Source organism: Amycolatopsis sp. lyj-23 (assembly GCF_046549135.1).
Lineage (GTDB): Bacteria > Actinomycetota > Actinomycetes > Mycobacteriales > Pseudonocardiaceae > Amycolatopsis.
Window position 1 is genome coordinate 75,040 of sequence record NZ_JAJPWN010000024.1, and the last position, 17,343, is coordinate 92,382.

General features: G+C 72.9%; 13 protein-coding genes and 1 pseudogene. 6 read left to right on the top strand and 8 right to left on the bottom strand.

Annotation, left to right across the window (positions count from 1 at the left end; all coding sequences use genetic code 11):
* Positions 1-195: 195 nt before the first annotated feature.
* Both ACLJPY_RS44270 and ACLJPY_RS44275 read left to right on the top strand, forming a co-directional pair.
* Positions 196-894: a GntR family transcriptional regulator gene (locus ACLJPY_RS44270; protein WP_410596985.1), complete on the top strand. Its 699-nt coding sequence runs from the start codon at positions 196-198 to the stop codon at positions 892-894.
* Between the two features lie 279 nt (positions 895-1,173).
* Positions 1,174-3,570: a hypothetical protein gene (locus tag ACLJPY_RS44275; protein ID WP_410596986.1), complete on the top strand. Its 2,397-nt coding sequence runs from the start codon at positions 1,174-1,176 to the stop codon at positions 3,568-3,570.
* Positions 3,571-3,616: 46 nt separating this feature from the next.
* On the opposite strand, the gene ACLJPY_RS44280 is transcribed toward ACLJPY_RS44275, so the two are convergent.
* Genes ACLJPY_RS44280 through ACLJPY_RS44295 form a run of 4 tightly spaced genes read right to left on the bottom strand, consistent with a single transcriptional unit; the run spans position 3,617 to position 8,510 of the window.
* Complete coding sequence (locus tag ACLJPY_RS44280) at positions 3,617-4,381, bottom strand: MHYT domain-containing protein (RefSeq protein WP_410596987.1); 765 nt, start codon at positions 4,379-4,381, stop codon at positions 3,617-3,619.
* A gap of 12 nt (positions 4,382-4,393) precedes the next feature.
* Entirely contained in the window at positions 4,394-4,774 is a 381-nt protein-coding gene (locus tag ACLJPY_RS44285; RefSeq protein ID WP_410596988.1) for a DUF742 domain-containing protein, read from the bottom strand.
* Positions 4,771-5,256, bottom strand: a complete 486-nt coding sequence (locus tag ACLJPY_RS44290) for a roadblock/LC7 domain-containing protein (RefSeq protein WP_410596989.1) — start codon at positions 5,254-5,256, stop codon at positions 4,771-4,773. The genes ACLJPY_RS44285 and ACLJPY_RS44290 overlap by 4 nt, the downstream gene beginning before the upstream one ends.
* The gene (locus tag ACLJPY_RS44295) at positions 5,253-8,510 is read right to left on the bottom strand and encodes an ATP-binding protein (RefSeq protein WP_410596990.1); all 3,258 of its coding nucleotides are present in this window, start codon (positions 8,508-8,510) and stop codon (positions 5,253-5,255) included. Before ACLJPY_RS44295 ends, ACLJPY_RS44290 begins: the two co-directional genes overlap by 4 nt.
* Before the next feature lie 240 nt (positions 8,511-8,750).
* On the opposite strand from ACLJPY_RS44295, the gene ACLJPY_RS44300 reads away from it, so the two are divergent.
* Complete coding sequence (locus ACLJPY_RS44300; protein WP_410596991.1) at positions 8,751-10,007, top strand: low temperature requirement protein A; 1,257 nt, start codon at positions 8,751-8,753, stop codon at positions 10,005-10,007.
* A gap of 151 nt (positions 10,008-10,158) precedes the next feature.
* Here ACLJPY_RS44300 and ACLJPY_RS44305 read toward each other — a convergent pair whose 3' ends face one another.
* From ACLJPY_RS44305 to ACLJPY_RS44320, 4 genes and pseudogenes are all read right to left on the bottom strand, one after another.
* On the bottom strand, positions 10,159-10,608 hold the full coding sequence (locus ACLJPY_RS44305) for a DUF6098 family protein (RefSeq protein WP_410596992.1): 450 nt from the start codon (positions 10,606-10,608) through the stop codon (positions 10,159-10,161).
* A gap of 33 nt (positions 10,609-10,641) precedes the next feature.
* Complete coding sequence (locus ACLJPY_RS44310) at positions 10,642-11,121, bottom strand: hypothetical protein (RefSeq protein ID WP_410596993.1); 480 nt, start codon at positions 11,119-11,121, stop codon at positions 10,642-10,644.
* Positions 11,118-13,486, bottom strand: a pseudogene (locus tag ACLJPY_RS44315) (molybdopterin oxidoreductase family protein). The gene ACLJPY_RS44310 and the pseudogene ACLJPY_RS44315 overlap by 4 nt, the downstream one beginning before the upstream one ends.
* A 94-nt stretch (positions 13,487-13,580) precedes the next feature.
* The gene (locus tag ACLJPY_RS44320) at positions 13,581-14,057 is read right to left on the bottom strand and encodes a MarR family winged helix-turn-helix transcriptional regulator (protein ID WP_410596994.1); all 477 of its coding nucleotides are present in this window, start codon (positions 14,055-14,057) and stop codon (positions 13,581-13,583) included.
* A 79-nt stretch (positions 14,058-14,136) separates the two neighbouring features.
* On the opposite strand from ACLJPY_RS44320, the gene ACLJPY_RS44325 reads away from it, so the two are divergent.
* The 3 genes from ACLJPY_RS44325 to ACLJPY_RS44335 are packed head-to-tail and all read left to right on the top strand — an operon-like array spanning position 14,137 to position 17,340.
* A complete protein-coding gene (locus tag ACLJPY_RS44325) occupies positions 14,137-14,493 on the top strand; it encodes a DUF6292 family protein (RefSeq protein WP_410596995.1) in 357 nt (118 codons plus the stop codon).
* Entirely contained in the window at positions 14,474-16,267 is a 1,794-nt protein-coding gene (locus ACLJPY_RS44330; protein WP_410596996.1) for a thiamine pyrophosphate-requiring protein, read from the top strand. The genes ACLJPY_RS44325 and ACLJPY_RS44330 overlap by 20 nt, the downstream gene beginning before the upstream one ends.
* The gene (locus tag ACLJPY_RS44335; protein WP_410596997.1) at positions 16,264-17,340 is read left to right on the top strand and encodes an enolase C-terminal domain-like protein; all 1,077 of its coding nucleotides are present in this window, start codon (positions 16,264-16,266) and stop codon (positions 17,338-17,340) included. The genes ACLJPY_RS44330 and ACLJPY_RS44335 overlap by 4 nt, the downstream gene beginning before the upstream one ends.
* Positions 17,341-17,343 lie beyond the last annotated feature (3 nt).

Below are 17,343 nucleotides of genomic sequence, written 5' to 3' on the forward strand. Positions count from 1 at the left end.
TCCCCGGCCACACCTGAGGCCGCGAGCCCCACCGCCCGCAACCCCCGCAAAGAAACCACGACCACCGCGACTCCACCCCACGCCGGACGGCCCACCGCCCGACCCACCGGGAAAGAAGCTGCGGCATCCGCGGCCGCGAGCTCCACCACCCGGAGCCGCGAAGAGGCTGGTGAGCCGGCGGACCGGCCGCCCACGGTGAAGCGCGACCGCGTCCGGCGGCACCTGCTCAAGGTGATCGAAAACGCCGGTCCCGGCACCGGACTCGCCTCCGAACGCGACCTGGCCGCGGAGCTGGGCGTCTCGCGCCCGACCGTGCGGGCCGCCATCGACGAGCTCACCCGCACCGGGCTGCTGGTGCGCCAGCGCGGCCGCGGCACCTTCACCAGCCCGCACAAGGTCACCCAGGAACTGGCGACCGGCCTGGCCGTGCCACCGGCGGAAGGGCACTGGACCAGCCGGGTGGTCGCGTTCGCCGTCTCCCCCGCCGCGCGGTCGCTGGCCGCCGAGCTGGAACTCGAGCCGGGGACGCCGGTGCTGCGCGTCACCCGGGTCCGGGACGTCGACGACGAACCGATCGCCATCGAGGACCTGGCGCTGCCCGCCGGGCTGGTCCCCGGGCTGAAGCCGGCGGACCTCGAAACCGGCAACTTCTACCGGCTGCTGCGGGAACGCTTCGGGATCGCGGTGCAGGACGCGGTGCAGACGATCGAGCCCGCCGTCACGAACCCCGGCCAGGCCGAGCTCCTGGAAACCGCCGTGTACGCCCCGATCCTGCACATCGAACGGCTGACCCGCGACACGACGGGCCGGGCCGTCGAACTGACCCGGTCGGTCTACCGCGGCGACCGCTACCGCATCACGTCGAAACTCCGCTTCGACGCCGAATCCGGTTAGCTTCCGGTAAATAATTCTTCACCGGCCTCCGGAAACACCGGTTTTTAGCGTGCCCTCGTTACCCGATCGAGTGAACGCGGTCGGCATCCGGGTGACCCGTGCCGGAAATTCCTTCGTCAGGCCAAGTGCGTCCGCCGATGAATCGGCCCGAAACTGCGCTATTGGCATCGCCTTTTCGGCGCCCGGGTGAGACTTCTTCAACCGGACTGCCGGTTCGACATAGGATTTTCCCTCGGCCGGGAAAACGTTTCCCGGAAAACAAAGAATCGAGGACCAACCATGCGAAGACGCATGCTGGGGGCGGTCCTGCCCCTGGTGCTCGCCGCGGCCGCCGCCGTCCCGCTGCCCGCGGCCGCCGACCCCGCCCCGGCGGTCTCGGCGCTGACGAAGTCCGTGCAGGGCACCGGTTCCCCCGCCGACCACGGCGCCACCGCGAACTGGGTCATCGGCTACGACGACCACGCCACCACGACCGGGCCCGCCACCATCACCGACGCCGTCGGCGCGGGCCAGGCCTACCAGTCCGGCTCGCTGCACGCCCCGCCCGGCTGGACGCCGGCGTGGTCCACCGACGGCACCACGTTCACCGGCACCGAACCGGCGTCCGGGGTCACCGCCGTCCGCGCGACCAACCCCGCTGCCGGCCCCGACGCGACCCAGCTGTCCGGCGCCCTCACCCCGCCCGTGCAGGCGGTGACCACCGCGACCGGCGGCGACGGCTTCTCGCCGATCCTGTACCGCACGCCGGGCGGCGCGCTGCAGGCCTGGAACATCTACCACCACCTGGGGGCCACTTCGCCGAAGGTGGTCTGCACCGACCTCGCCACCGGGACCCGGTGCGCGGGCGGCCCGTGGCCGAAGCCGCTCAACACCGCGACCGGGCCGCTCGGCTCCGGGGCGACGGGCGACATCGCGAGCACGATGGTCGAGCAGTACGTGCGCGATCCCGCCACGCCGGCGAAGGTCTACTACCCGGCCGTCACGGCGGCGTCCGTCGGCGTCGGCTGCCTCGACATGGCCGCCGCGGCCAACTGCGGGTACTGGCCGCTGGCCGCCACCGGCGGTTCGCCCGCGGTGAACAGCATCACCGGGCTCGTCGAAACCGGCGGCAACGTCTACGGCCTGATCAGCAGCGGCGCGGTGGTCTGCTGGACCATCGCCACGCAGAGCGCCTGCGGCGGCCAGCCGTACGCGCCGATCGCGCCGGCCATCAGCGGCAACGCCTACGTCTACGGCGCGCTGGACGTCATCGCGGGCAAGGTGTTCGCGTCGTCGTCGAACCCCAGCACCGCGCAGCAGCCCTCGCTCGGCTGTTTCGACCCGGCGACGGCCACGTCGTGCGCCGGCTGGGCGACCTGGCGGCCGACGGGACCGGCGGGCAACTTCACCTACAACGCCTACACGGCGTTCAGCACGGCCGGGGCGCCGGTGGGCGTGTGCTCGTCGACGACCGGCGGTACCAACGTCACGACGTGCTTCGCCCTCGACGGCTCGGCCTTGGCCGCACCGCCGGGCGCGGCCGCGCTGCCGAACGGGACCTACGTCTTCAACCCGGAGGTCGTCACCGACCCGGGCGGCCACGTGCGCAGCTACCTCCCGGTCTGGAACGGCGGGATCGCGGGTGCCGCGGTCTGCCACGACTGGACGACCGGGACGGCGTGCGCGGGACTTCCGGCACGGATCACCCACCCGTCGGTGAACGGCGGCGCCACGCGGGACTACGGCTACACGTACGACCCGCCGTCGGGCTGCCTGATCGGCCTGGGCGACGCGGGCGTGCTGTTCTCGATGGACCCGGCGACCGGCGCCAGCCCGTGCGTCCGCTCCGGCGGGCAGGTGACCCTGCGTCCGGGTGACTTCTACTGCGACGGCGGAAGCCACGTCCAGGGCTACACGTCCGCGCGGCTGACCGGCGTCGATCCGGCGAACGTCGACTTCGCGGCGTCGCGGGTGACGGTGGTCGACCAGGACGGGGCGGTCGTGCCGACCCCGGGCTTCGCCCCGGACGGCTCGGTCGACCTGACCGGGGTCTCGGTGGCGGCGCACCCGTCGATCACCGTGACGACGACACTGGTGCTGCACAGCGCGGCCGGCTTCAGCGGTTCGCTGGTGGTCGACTTCGCGGGCGACGCGCCCCAGCTGTGCTTCCGCACGACGATCTCGGCGGACTGCACGGTGACTTCGGTGGCCGACACGGCGACGGGGTCGGACTCGACGGGTTCGTTCACGTCCAACACGGTGACGCTCCCGGTGGCGCCGGGCGCGTCCTGCACCCCGAAGGTGACCGTGGAGAAGGAGATCTGCACGGCGATCCACCCGGCCGACTGCGGTCCGGGCGGCGCCGGTCCGTGGGCGAAACAGGCCCCGGTGGGCCTGCTCGGGGTGCTCGCGGCCTCGGCGTACTGGCGGATCACGGTGACGAACCAGGGTCCGGTGGGCATCACGTCCGCGCAGGTCGTGGACACCGTGGAGCCGTCGTGCCAGACGGGCCCGTTCGCGCTGGCCGCGGGCCAGTCGAAGCAGGTGTACTGCGCCACCTACGCCCTGCTGAACCTGTTCCCGATCACCAACAAGGCGAAGGTGACCTACGTGCCGGTGAACGTGCCGCCGGGGACGCCTCCGTCCACAACGGACTGGTCGTCGGCCAAGGCCTGTTCGCTGCTGTGCAGCCTGTGAGGAGGTGAGACAGCCGGGCCCGCGGGAGTCCCCCCGTGGGCCCGGCTCACACCGTGACGGAGGCTTCCGCGACGGGCTCGGCGGCCTTCGGCGAGACCGCCGGCGCCATCAGGACCGCGCACAGCGGGACCGCCATCGCGATCGCCGCCAGCACGAACACCGGGAACAGGAAGGAGAACACCTCGGCGCCGGCCGGGTCCGGGGCGGACATGTCCATGTGCATCCGGACCGCCGCCATGCCCGTGTAGTGCATGCCGGTCACCGCCGCGCCCATCACGAACCCCGCCAGCAGCCGCAGCGAAAGGCGGTCGAGGAACACCGCGAACCACAGCGCCGCCGTCGCCGCCACCACCGCGATCACCACCGACAGCACCACCAGGCCGCCGTCGTAGCCGAAGTCGCCCTTGACCCGCAGTGCCGACATCCCGGTGTAGTGCATGACGTTCACCGCCAGGCCGGTGACCACCCCGCCGACGGCGAGGCGCCACCAGCCGAACTTCGCGCGGCCGCCCACCACCAGCAGGCCCGCGAACACCGCCGTCACCGAGAGGACCGCCGACAGCACCGTGCGGAAGATGTCGTAGCGGACCGGCATGCCGGGGGTGCTGAAGCCGAGCATCGCCACGAAGTGCATCAGCCAGATGCCGACGCCGCCGATCGAAATCGCCGCCAGCACGAGCCACCGCACGCGGTGGCGGGGATCGGCCGCGTGGCGGGCCTGGACCGCGCAGGCCAGCCCGAGCGCGCAGCCGACCACCGACGTCAGGTACGCCAGCACCAGCAGCCAGTGCCCCAGGGCGAAGTGCTCCATGGCGAGTCCTCTCTACAGGTCGCGCAGCCCGTGCAGCACGCGTTCCATCAGGTCGTGGCGCTCGTCCCAGGTGGCGGTGTCCGACAGCGTGCCGCGGACGATCACCAGGGTTTCCTGCATCAGGTCCGCCACGAGCACGCGGACCACGCCGAGCGGCAGCGCCAGCAGCGCCGCGATCTCCATCAGCGACCGCGGCCGGGCGCACAGCTCGAGGACCTCCGCCAGCGCGCTCGACGGCTGGTAGCCGGCTTCGGCCCGGCCCTCGGCCGTGGTCTCGACCAACGCTTCGACGGCGATCTCGACCGCCGGGGCCGTCCGGCCTTCCGTCCACGCGTAGGGACGGGCCAGCGCCGGGCTGCGGCGCGGCTCGTCCCCGGGCGGGTCGTCGATCACCGGTGGTCCTGGGCCACCGGTATCTCGCGCGCGGGCACGTCGACCTTCTGCCCCACCCGCTCGACCAGCATCGTCATCTCGTAGCCGACCAGCCCGATGTCGCAGCCGGTCGAGGAGAGCACGACGAGGTTCGAGCCGTCGCCGACGCTCATCAGCAGCAGGAACCCCTGCTCCATCTCGATGACCGACTGCACGACCCGCCCGGCGGTGAACAGCTCGGCGGTGCCGAGCGAAAGGCTGGACAGACCGGCGGCGATGGCCGCGAGCTGGTCGGCGCGTTCACGTGGCAGGGCCTCGTCGGCGGCCACGAGCAGGCCGTCGGCGGAGACGAGCACGGCGTGCGCGACGCCCGAGACGTCCTGGACGAACCCGTTGACCAGCCAGTTCAGCGTCGCGGACCGTTCGGGCGGCGCGGGGAGCGTCCCGCTGAGCGACCGGGCCGCCGCCTCGGTGGCGGCGCGCCGGGGGTGCAGTTCCGTCATCGCGGATCCACTTCGTCCTTTCGTTCGGCGCGCGCGGCGGTTTCGAGCCGGGCGGCGCGCATGCCTTGGTAGTGGCGGGACAGACTGCTGCGCACGGCGGCGGCGTCCCGGAAGGACCCGCCGGGCTGTTCGCGCACGCGGGGCACGACGGCCCCGGGCGCGAGCTGGGCCCCGGGACGGCGGGTCGGCAGCCCGGCATCGGTGAGCCGCTGGGCGGCCGCCGGCGCGAGCGCGCTTTCGGCGGCTTGGCGGGTCCGGTCGGCCGGGGTGTCCCACCCGCCGACGACGGGTTGGTCGCGGGTTTCGGCCGGGTGCGCGGGGGTGGCGGCGGGTTCGGGTTGGTTCGGCTCCGCCGGCGCACGCCCGTCCGCCGGTTGGTCCGCGGTCGCGGCCACGGGCTCGGCCGGGGCTCGGTGCGCCGGAGAGGCTTTGGCTCGGCCTGGCCGGTTCGGCTCGGCCGGTACTGCGAAGGTTCCGGTGATTCCGGCCCACTCCGCCGGTTCGGCGGGATCCACCGGCTCGGCGGCTCGGTGCGCGGCGGATGCTCCGGCTTCGCTCACCCGGCCTGCAGCTGCGTCGAGAGCGGGCGAGGCCACCTCCTCGGCGGCGCGATGTAGGGCGGGAGATCCCGCTCGGCTGGACTGGCCCGCCGCTGCATCGAAAGCAGCCGGGTCCACCGCCTCGGCGGTGCGATGTACCGCGGGAGATCCCGCAACGCTCGACCAACCCGCCGCCGCATCGGAAGCAGCCGGGTCCACCGCCTCGGCGGTGCGATGTACCGCGGGAGATCCCGCAACGCTCGACCAACCCGCGGCATCCGAAGCACCCGAATCCACCAGCTCGGCAGCTCGAGGCGCGGCAAGAGATCCGCCTCCGCTCGCCCGGTCCGCCGCTGCATCGAGGGCACCCGAGTCCACCGCCTCCGCGAGGCCCAATTGCTCGACCGCCGACGCGCGGTACGCCGCGGCGGACTCTTGCGCAGGCTCCTCCTCCGGCACCGAATGCACCGAGGCCACCGAATTGACCGAGGTCTCCGAAGCCACCGAGGCCGCGGGTAGCTCGAGCGGCGGCCGCTCCCCCACCGACGGCCACGCGAGCGGTCCCGCCGTTCCGTTGCGGCGGACCACCGGCTTCGCCGCCGGCTCGGTGAACCAGCTCGTCACCACCTGCTCGAAGATCGGCGTCGGTGCCTGGGCCGGGACCACCGGGGGGCGCGGGTGGCCGTTGCGGTTCGCCGGGACCAGGCGGCCCGCGCCGATCGGGCGGGCCAGGTCCGCGATCACCAGCGCGCCCGGGACGTGGACGCTCGCCGTCACCCCCGCGTGGCGGCCCGCCGCTCCCGTCGCGCGCAGGCGGACCGTCACCCCGTGCAGTGCCGCCAGCCTGCCCACCACGAACAGCCCCATGCGGCGGGTCGTCTCCGGGCCGACCGTTCCCGCCGCCGCCAGGCGGTCGTTCACCGTGGCCAGCTCGGCCGGCGTCATGCCCAGTCCCTGGTCGACGACCTCGATGAGGAGGCCGCCGTCGGCGCCGCGGTCGGCCGTCAGCGCCACCTTCTGCTCCGGCGGCGAAAAGCGCGTCGCGTTCTCCAGCAGCTCCGCGAGGATGTGCACCACGTCCGCGGCCGCCTCGGGCTGGACCGAACTGCGCGGCGCGTTGCCCAGCGCCACCCGCCGGTAGTCCTTGACCTCCGACGTCGCCGCGCGCAGCAGGTCGCGCGTCGGGACCGGTTCGCGGCCGTGGCGGACCGGGCGGCCGCCCGCCAGGACGTGCAGGTTCTCGCCGTTGCGGCGCAGCCGGGTCGCGATGTGGTCGATGCGGAACAGCTCGTCGAGCCGCCGCGGGTTCTCCTCGCCCGCCTCCAGGTCCTCGATGATCGACAGCTGCTGCTCGACCAGCGACTGGCTCCGCCGCGACAGCGTCATGAACATCTCGCTGACCTGCTTGCGCAGCTCGGCCTGTTCGACGGCGAGCCGGACCGCCTGGCGGTGCATGTCGTCGAACGCCCGCGCCAGCTGGCCGATCTCCTCGTCCGTCTCGACGCCGGAACCGGGCACCGCGCGCCAGTCGACCTCGTGGCCTTCGCGGATCTGCCGGACGGTCTCCGGGAGCTGGTCGTTGGCCGCGTGCAGGGCGGCCGCGCGCAGCCGGCGCACCGGCGTGACCAGCGACCGCACCACCAGCAGCGCGATCGCGAGCGCGCCGAGCAGCGCGCCCAAGACCAGCGCGGTGTCGCGCAGGGAGTCCGACCGGGCTTCGTCGGCCGCGGTCCCCAGGTTCGCCGACAGCCGCCCGGTGACGTCGTTCAGCACGCCGGTCACGCCCGCGGCCTCGGCGGTGATCGAGGGCAGCAGCGCCGCGAGCGGGCGGCCGCCGCCCGGCTCCTGCAGGGCGTCGAGCCGGCCGTCGGCGGCGCCGGTGGCCGCGGTGAACCGGGCCAGCTGGTCGCCGGTCAGCTGGTGCTCCGCCTGTTCGGCCAGCACCTCCTGCTCGGCGGCGGTCTGGATGACGGCCGGGCGCAGGGAAGCGTCGTCCGGGCTGTTCTGCGCGGCCCGCCGGTAGGTCTCTTCGGTGGCCAGCTCGCCGCGCAGGTGCACCAGCAGCCGGGCGGTTTCGGCACCGGCCGCGGTTTCCGGGCCGGCGTCGGACGGCACGAACGCCGGGACGAGGTCGCCGAGGGTGGCGATGACGTCGTTGTAGCCCGCGGCCTTCGTGCGGACGTCGCCGCCACCGGCGCCGGCCGCGCGGATCCCGGAAAGCTTGCCCAGCGCGGTGTTCAACGCCCGGCCGGTGTCACCGGGCAGGGGCGCGAAGCCGGCGTCGCGCTGGATCGCGGCCACCTTCGCGTCGACGGCCGCGGTCAGCGTGTCCGGCGCGCCCGCCGGCACCGCGACCGCGGCGACCATCTCCTCGCCGAGCGAGCCGGTCAGGTCGATCGTGTCGCGCAGCACCGGCAGCCGGTCGCGGGCCGCGCTGAGCGCCGTCGCCCGGTCGAGTTCGCCCTGGATCCGGACTTCCGCGAGCGCGACCGCGACCAGCACCGGCAGCAGCAGGACGACGCTGATCCTCGTGCGGACGCTCCAGTGCGCCGGCCACCACGCGGCGTCCGCCGGGCGGCGGGACGTGGATCTGCTTTCGTGCATGGCGGAACCGCTCGATTCCCAGCCGCGCGGGCGGCTGACGTCGAACTCGGACAGGACGAGGAACCCCAGGAAGACGTGGCGTTGATCGAGCCGATCAGCAGAAGACAACACGTCCGGCGTCCTTGTCAACCCTGCGGAGCGGCGTTTCGGAACGCGGGGATCGAATTGTTTGCGCGGTTCACGCATCGTGTTCCGGCGGTCGCTGCTTGCACATCGTACAAGCGAATTCGCGCAGCTCCGGGGCCTGTCAAACGGCATCCAAGCACCAACTTCACACTGGCGGCAGAATTACCCACAGCCATCGGCGGGGCGAATTCGGGCATTGTTCGGACGGTGTGTTATTAATTGCCCGTGACCGAAACAGACGAACGGAGCGGCAAGCGGGTCGGGTGGGTCGAGCTGTACTTCGACCTCGTCTTCGTGTTCGCGGTGGGTCAGGTGGCGCACGGGATCGTCGCGGACCCGCACTGGGCGCGCGCCGCCGCGGCGCTGGGCCTGTTCGCGACGCTCTGGTGGACGTGGATCGGCTTCGCGGTGCTGTACAACCGGCGCGGCGACGACAGCCGCGTCGCCGACCGGCTGTTCGTGCTCGCCGGCACGATCCCCTGCGGGATCGCCGCGACGCAGGCCCACCACGTCTTCGAGGGGCACCCGGCGATCTTCGCCGCGGCGATGGCCGCGGTCCGGCTGATCCTGGCGGCCGCGCACCGGTGGCCGCGCGGCGGGGCCGACCAGCGGCGGATCAGCTGGGGCTACGCGTTTTCGGCCGTCCTGTTCGGCGTCTCGGCGATCCTGCCGCACTACGGGCTGCTGTGGACGCTGGCGCTGGTGCAGGAGGCCGGCTTCCTGCTGCTCGGCGACCGGCACGACCGGCGCCGCGGCGAACGGCCCACGCGCGAGACGCGGTGGCGGGCCATGCTGACGCCGCCGCGCGACCCGAGCCTGACGGTCGACTCGGCGCACCTCGCCGAGCGGTTCGGGCTGTTCCTGATCCTGCTGCTCGGCGAGCTGGTGATCACGGTGGGCACGGCGGCGCTCGAGCGCCCGGCCGACGACCTGGGGTACTGGCTGGCCCTGGCCGGCGGGCTCGTCCTGGCGGGCGCGCTGTGGTGGGTGTACTTCTCCTCGGCGGTGGAGATCTACGAGCGCCTGCTCGGCTTTTCGGGCGGCAACCCGGCGCTGGCGTATTCGCTGTACGCGGGCGGGCACCTGCCGCCGGCGTTCGCGTTGGTGCTGATGGCGGCGGGGGTGAACCTCGCCCTGCACGAGTCCCCGCCCTCGGCGGCGGTGTGGTTCACGACGGTGGGCCTGGCGATCTACCTGACCGGAACGCGGGTCTTCGCGGCGGGCTCGCACCGCTGGTACTTCGCGCTGGCCCGGGTGGCGACGCTGGCGGCGACGGTGAGCCTGGCGTTCCTGGACCGGGTCCTGCCGGCCCCGGCGGTGGTGCTGGCGGTCGCGGGGTGGGCGGTGGCGATGGCCGTGGTGACGGCGGTGCTCCGCCACCGCAGCCTCACCCGCCTCGACGAGGACCCGGTGGCCTTCCTCCGGCAGGTCGCCGACCAGCACCGAACCGACGGCGACGCCGGACCGGAAACCCGCACGTGACGGAGTCCGCAACCCGCGTGACCCAAACCGTCACTCGCGTGATCCAAGCCGTAACTCGCGTGATCCAAGCCGTCATTCGCGTGATTGAAGCCGTCATTCGCGTGATTGGAGCCGGAACTCGCGAGTTGCGGGGCTGGGCTGGGGTGGCGGGTCAGCGGGGTACTCGGCGGTCCATCGGGCCCCACTCGCGGGACCCCTGCTCGTTTACCAGCAGCTGGGCTTCCTGCAGGACCTCGTCCGCCACCCAGGCCAGCGGCTGCACGTCGACGACCAGCGGCTCGTTGTCCGGGCCGCGGGCGATCTCGCGGCCGCGCAGGACCCACGGCCGCACACCCGGGCTGCGCAGGTCGCGCAGGTGCTCGTAGTCGTACAGCCGGCGCGCCAGCCACAGCCGCAGCGACCGGTCGTGCCACCAGCGCTCCAGCCGCAGGGAGTTCGCCGACAGACCCGGCAGCGCGATCCCGGTCAGCCCGTCCCGGCTCGTGCCCGAGTCCGCCAGGTCGACCTCCGGGCCCCGAGACCACCGGACGTACAGCTCCTCGTCGCGACCGGCCTCGAAGAGCCGGGTCAGCTCGGTCAGGTCCCGCACGGTGGGCAGCATGATCACGCTGTACCCGGGCGCGTGGTCGCTAACCTAGCTGGTCAGGATCTGCGGCGAGAGCACCTTCAACATCGCGTTCGTCCACTTCAGCTGCCGCAGCGTCCGCGGGTGGCAGCGGCTCGCCAGCTCCTCGAGCTCGCGGTCGCGCGCCGCCTGCGCGGCCTGCGCCAGCAGCTCCCAGTCGAGCGACACGCCCGCCGCGCGGCGGTGCAGGCGGCGCAGGTCCGCCAGCAGCACCAGGCCCGGCTCCGGGCGGCGGCCGCCCAGCTCGGACAGGGCCGTCCGCAGCGGCTCCAGCGGGCCGGGGCCCGGGACGTCCTCGGCGAGGTCCAGGCCGTGCGCCCGGCCCGCGCGCGCGATGTCGCGGACGTGCGCCGCCGACCAGCCCGCCAGGTCACGCGCGAGGTGGTGGATCTCGTGTTCCGCGTGGTGGCGGTCGGACGCCTTCCGCAGGTCCTTGGCCAGCGCCGTCTCGGCGCGGTGCAGTTCCCGCAGGACGAGGTCCAGCTTCATCGGACGACCTCCTCCTCGACGTCGGCGGGCACCGGCTCGACGGCCGGGGCCGGCACCGGGCCGACCCGGCGCAACGCGGCCGCGGCCGTCTTGAACAGCGGCTGCTTGGACACCGGGTCCCAGTCGGTGAACGTCAGCTCGTTGGCCGCGCGGTCGCCGTCCTTGCCCGCCGGGTGGTCGGTGTCCCAGTAGCCGTAGTGGAACGGCAGGAACAGCACGCCGTCGCGGATGCCGCCGATGCGGACGCGGGCCCGGACCGCGCCCCGGGGTGTCGACACCTCCGCGAGGTCGCCTTCGGCGAGCCCGGCCGCGGCCGCGTCCCGTTCGGACACCTCGAGCCACACCTCCGGCGCCGCCGCGCGCAGCTGCGGCGCTCGGCCGGTCTTCGTGCGCGTGTGGAAGTGGTAGATCGTGCGGCCGTTGATCAGGTGGAACGGGTGGTCGTCGTCGGGTGTTTCGTGCGGCGGGAAGTACTCGGCGGCCTTGAGCATCGCCTTGCCCTCGGGGTTCTTCGCCTGGTACTCGACCGGGTCGAGCGGGGTTCCGGTGATCAGGTCCCGGCCGTAGTTCTCGCAGTAGTCCGGCCGGGCCGGGAACTTCCCGTCCGTGTAGAGCCGCTCGGTCCCGTCCGGGTGCTCGGCCGTGCAGGGCCACTGGACCCCGCTGACTTCACGCAGCTTCGCGTAGCTCAGGCCGCTGTAGTCGCACGGACGGCCCGCCGACGCCCGCTTCCACGCCTCGAACACCGTCTCCGGGTCGTGCCACTGCGGGAACGGCTCGCCGTCCTTGCCGCGGAAGTCCATGCGCCGCGCGTAGTCCAGGAAGATGTCGAGGTCCGCCCGCGCCTGCCCGGGCGGCTCGACCGCCTTCTCCGACAGGTGCACCGTGCGGTCGACGTTGGTGAACGTGCCCGTCTTCTCGCCCCACATCGCCGCCGGCAGCACGACGTCGGCCAGCTCGGCGGTCTCGGTGAGGAACGCGTCCTGCACCACCAGGAACAACCGCGGCGAGTCCAGGATGGACCGGATGCGGTTGAGTTCGGGCAGCGAGACGGCGGGGTTCGTGGCCGACACCCAGAGGAACCGGATGGAGCCGGTCTCGGCGTAGCGCAGCATCTGCATCAGGTGCGTCGGCGGCGCGAAGTGCGGCAGCTTCTCGAGGTCGACGTTCCAAACCGACGCGAGCTCGGCCACGTGCGCGTCGTTCGCCCAGTTGCGGAAGCCGGTCAGGTCGCCGCCGGCGCCGCATTCGCGCGTGTTCTGCGCGGTGGGCTGGCCGTTCATCTGCAGGACGCCGGCACCGGGCTTGCCCAGCATGCCGCGCAGCAGCACGACGTTGTTGACCTGCACCGCGGCCGCCGACGCCTGGTGCGACTGGTAGAAGCCCTGCAGCACCGTGCACAACAGCCGTTCCGCCGAGCCGAGCAGGCGGGCGGCTTCGCGGATTTCCCCGGCGTCGACGCCGCAGATTTCCGCGGCGCGCTCGGGCGGGTACTGCGCGGCCATCGCGGCGACGTCGTCGTAGCCGATCGTGCAGCGGTCGACGTACTCGCGGTCGATCCGGCCGTGCTCGATGAGCTCGTGCAGGATGCCGTTCATCAGGGCGACGTTGGTCCCGGGCAGCGGCGCCAGGTGCAGCGTCGCCGCCCGGGCGACCGGCGTGTCGCGCGGGTCGACGCAGAGCACCGCCGGCGGGTTCGGCCCGGCGAGCCGGTCGAGGATGCGCGACCAGAGGACGACCTGCGTTTCGGCCATGTTGTGCCCGAAGAGGGCGATGACGTCGGCGTGGTCGATGTCGGTGTAGGACGACGGCTGGCCGTCGCACCCGAAGGACTCCTTCAGCGCCGCGGCCGCGGTCGCCGTGCACAGCCGGGTGTTGCCGTCGAGGTGGTTGGTGCCCAGGCCGCCACGGGCGATCGCGGCGAGCGTGTGGTACTCCTCGGCGAACAGCTGGCCGCTGGTGTAGAAGCCGAGCGCGCCGGGCCCTGCTCGTCGAGAAGCTCCTTGCTGCGCCGGACGACCAGGTCCATCGCCTCGTCCCAGCTCGCTTCGACGAGCTCGCCGTCCTTGCGCACGAGCGGCGTGGTCAGCCGGTCGGGCGAGGAGTTGGCCTGCCAGGCGAAGAGGTCTTTCGGGTCGAGGCGGCCGTGGTTGACGCGGTCGTCGGCGCGGCCGCGGACGCCGGCGATCCGGCCGTCCTTCACCGCGATGTCGAGCCCGTCGCCGTTGGAGTGCAGCACCGCGGCGCTGCGGACCCACCGGTCGACGTCCGCCGCCGCCAGGCCGTCGGCGAGGCGGCTGTCCACCCGGACCGGCCACGTCTCCCCCGGCCCGTACGGCGTCCTGGTCCCCCAGGGCCGGCCGATTCCGTCGCGCTTTCCCACGGCAGGGACCTCCGATCGTGCCTGAGCTGGCACCGGATACCCCGATCGTCCCGGGCCAAACCTCTTTCCGTCCGACTTAATTTGCGCGACGCAACGGTGATCGCGAATCCGATTCGTCCGCTTCGACGACCCGGGCAAACCGCGCGAACGCGGCGATCGCGGCCTGGCGCGTGCCGGGGTCGAGCCGGGCGAGGACGCCGGCCAGCACCTGGCGGCGGTCGTGGTCGACGCGGTCCACCAGCTGCCGCCCCGCCGCGGCCGGGGCGAGCAGCGTCTCCCGCCGGTTCAGCGGGTTTGGCGCCTTTTCCAGCAACTTCAGGGCGACCAGCCGGTCACACGCCCGGGTGACCGAGGACGGGTTCAGCGCCAGTTCGCGCGCGACCCGGCCCATGGTCACCGGGGTCAGGTCGACCACCACCCGCAGCGCGCGGAACTGGGTCAGCGTCAGCTGCTCGGTGTTCCGCTCGACGGTCGAGTCGGCGATCAGCACCATCGCCCGCAACGCCGCCAGCGCCGCACCCGTGCCGTCGTCGTCCGGCCAAATTTGCGTCACGCAAGTATGGTAGACGGCGAAAGCGGGTACAGCGAATCGTGAGCGCCGAAGGCGAGAGCGAAAGGAGGCGTCCGCGCCGGTGAAACCGGATCCCGGGCACGTCGAAGCCACGGCCCTGCGCGACTACGTCGAGACCGTCGCCGAGCTGCTGCGGGTCGAGCCGGCCGCATCGTGGAGCGAACACGGCAGTCCGTCCACCGCCTACATCGCCCTCGCCGCCCGGCGCGCGGGGCGGTTCCTGATGTTGTCGTGGACCGACCGCAGCGGGTGGTCCCTGGCCGTGGAGCCGGACGGCGCGGAAACGCCGTCGGTACTGGCCCGGTGGCCGGAACCGGTGCAGCCGCACCCCGCCGTGGTGGCCCGCCGGGTGCACGAGGCGCTCACCGAAGCGGCACCGCACGCCAAAGGGAGTACTCATGAGCCAGACAGTCGGTGACTACCTGCTCCAGCGCCTGCGCGAGTGGGGCGTCGAGCAGGTCTTCGCCTACCCGGGCGACGGCATCAACGGGATCGTCGCCTCCTTCGGCAAGGCCGACAACCAGCCGCGTTTCGTGCAGGCCCGGCACGAGGAGATGGCCGCCTTCGCCGCGGTCGGCTACGCGAAGTTCAGCGGCAAGGTCGGCGTCTGCATGGCCACCTCGGGCCCGGGCGCGATCCACCTGCTCAACGGCCTCTACGACGCGAAGCTCGACCACGTCCCGGTGGTCGCGATCGTCGGGCAGACCGCGCGCAGCGCGATGGGCGGCAGCTACCAGCAGGAGGTCGACCTCCAGGCGCTCTACAAGGACGTCGCGAGCGAATACCTCGTCGAGGTCAACGTCGCCGAGCAGCTGCCGAACGCGCTCGACCGGGCCATCCGGACGGCCGAGGCGTCCCGCTGCCCGACCGCCCTGATCATCCCCACCGACCTGCAGGAAGAGGAGTACACGCCGCCGCAGCACGCCTTCAAGCAGGTGCCCTCCAGCCCGCCGAGCACGGCGTGGTCGCGGCCGGTCCCGGCCGAGGCGGACATCGAGGCGGCGGCCGAGGTGCTCAACGCGGGCGAGAAGGTCGCCATCCTGGTCGGCCAGGGCGCGCGCGGCGCGGCCGAGGAGGTCCGCGAGGTCGCCGAGGTCACCGGCGCGGGCGTGGCGAAGGCGTTGCTGGGCAAGGACGTCCTGCCCGACGACCTGCCGTGGGTGACCGGCTCGATCGGGTTGCTCGGCACCCGGCCGAGCTACGAGATGATGCGCGACTGCGACACGCTGCTGATCGTCGGCTCGAACTTCCCGTACAGCCAGTTCCTGCCGGACTTCGGGCAGGCGCGGGCGGTGCAGATCGACCTCGACGGCCGGTTCATCGGGATGCGCTACCCGACCGAGGTCAACCTCGTCGGCGACAGCGCGGCCACCCTGCGTGCCCTGCTGCCGCGGCTGCAGTCCAAACCGGACCGGTCGTGGCGGGGGACGATCGAGAAGAACGTGGCCTCCTGGTGGGAAACCGTCGAGAAGGAAGCCGCCGTCGACGCCGACCCGGTGAACCCGATGGCGATCGTGTCCGAGCTGTCCAAGCGGATTCCGGAGAACGCCATCGTCACCGCGGACTCCGGCTCGTCGACCAACTGGTACGCCCGCAACCTGCGCATCCGCGGTGACATCCGCGGGTCGCTGTCGGGCACGCTGGCCACGATGGGGCCGGGCGTGCCGTACGCCATCGGCGCCAAGTTCGCCCACCCGGACCGGCCGGTGATCGCCCTCGTCGGCGACGGCGCCATGCAGATGAACGGCCTCGCCGAGCTGATCACCATCGCCCGCTACCAGCACCTTTGGAGCGACCCGCGCTGCGTGGTCTGCGTCTTCCACAACAACGACCTCAACCAGGTCACCTGGGAGCTGCGCGCGATGGGCGGCGCCCCGAAGTTCGAGGAGTCCCAGGTCCTGCCGGACGTCGACTACGCCGGCTTCGCCCTGTCGCTGGGGCTCGCGGCCGTCACCGTCGACAAGCCGGACCAGCTGGCTTCGGCCTGGGACACCGCGCTCACCGCGGGCAAGCCGGCGGTGCTCGACGTCCGCTGCGACCCGGACGTACCGCCGATCCCGCCGCACGCCACCTTCGAGCAGGTGAAGTCGGCCGCCCAAGCCGTCCTGAAGGGCGACCCGGACGCCCTGCACCTCGTCGCCCAGGGCGTCAAGACGAAGCTGCAGGAGTTCCTGCCCGGGAAGAACCGGTGACGAGCGTCGAACGGGTCGACGCCCGGGCCTACCGGGTGCCGGCTCCGGCGCCCGAGGCCGACGGCACCCTGGCCTGGGACGCCACCACGATCGTCGTCGTGCACGTCGAGGCCGGCGGGATCCGCGGGCTGGGCTGGACGTACGCCGACGCGGCCTGCGTGCCGCTGGTCGAAGGCGTGCTCTCCAGCGCCGTCCGCGGCCGCCCGGTGCTCGACGTGCCGGCCTGCTGGGCGGCCATGCAGCACGCCATCCGCAACCTCGGGCGGCCCGGCCTGGTCTCGTGCGCGATGTCCGCCGTCGACATCGCCTTGTGGGACGCCGCGGCCCGCTCGCTCGGGCTGCCCCTGAGCAGGCTGCTGGGCCGGGTGCACGACGAGGTCGCCGTGTACGGCAGCGGCGGCTTCACCACGCTGTCCGGTGACGAACTGACCGCGCAGCTCGACCACTGGGTCCGGCAGCAGCGCATCCCGCGGGTGAAGATCAAGATCGGCGAGTCGCCGGACCGCGATTACGACCGGATCGCGCTGGCTCGCACGGCGATCGGCGACGACGCGGCGCTGTACGTCGACGCCAACGGCGCCTACTCCCCCGGCCGGGCACGCCGCGTCGCGAAGCGGCTGACGGAGTGGGACGTCACGTGGTTCGAGGAGCCCGTTTCGAGCGACGACCTGCCCGGGCTCGCGGCGACGCGCTTGCCCGGCGGCCCGGACATCGCCGCCGGCGAGTACGGCTACGACCTGCCGTACTTCGCGCGCATGGTGCCGGTCGTCGACTGCCTGCAGGTCGACGTCACCCGCTGCGGCGGCTACACCGAATGGCGGCGGGCCGCCGCGCTGGCCGCCGCGGCCAACCGGGACGTCTCGGCCCACTGCGCGCCGAACCTCTCCGCGCACGCCGCCGTGGCCACGCAGAACTTCCGGCACATCGAGTGGTTCGCCGACCACGACCGCATCGAACAGCGCCTCTTCGACGGCTGCCTCGACCCGGTCGGCGGCACCGTGACGCCGTCCATGGCCGCCCCCGGGCACGGCTTGACCTTCCGCGCCGACGCGGCGGCCGAATTCGCACTCTGAAGG

Coding starts and splice junctions, on each gene's coding strand:
- ACLJPY_RS44305 (WP_410596992.1), bottom strand. CDS start 10,608: ATGCTGCCCACCGTGCGGGACCTGACCGAGCTGACCCGGCTCTTCGAG.
- ACLJPY_RS44275 (WP_410596986.1), top strand. CDS start 1,174: ATGCGAAGACGCATGCTGGGGGCGGTCCTGCCCCTGGTGCTCGCCGCG.
- ACLJPY_RS44310 (WP_410596993.1), bottom strand. CDS start 11,121: ATGAAGCTGGACCTCGTCCTGCGGGAACTGCACCGCGCCGAGACGGCG.
- ACLJPY_RS44290 (WP_410596989.1), bottom strand. CDS start 5,256: ATGACGGAACTGCACCCCCGGCGCGCCGCCACCGAGGCGGCGGCCCGG.
- ACLJPY_RS44280 (WP_410596987.1), bottom strand. CDS start 4,381: ATGGAGCACTTCGCCCTGGGGCACTGGCTGCTGGTGCTGGCGTACCTG.
- ACLJPY_RS44330 (WP_410596996.1), top strand. CDS start 14,474: ATGAGCCAGACAGTCGGTGACTACCTGCTCCAGCGCCTGCGCGAGTGG.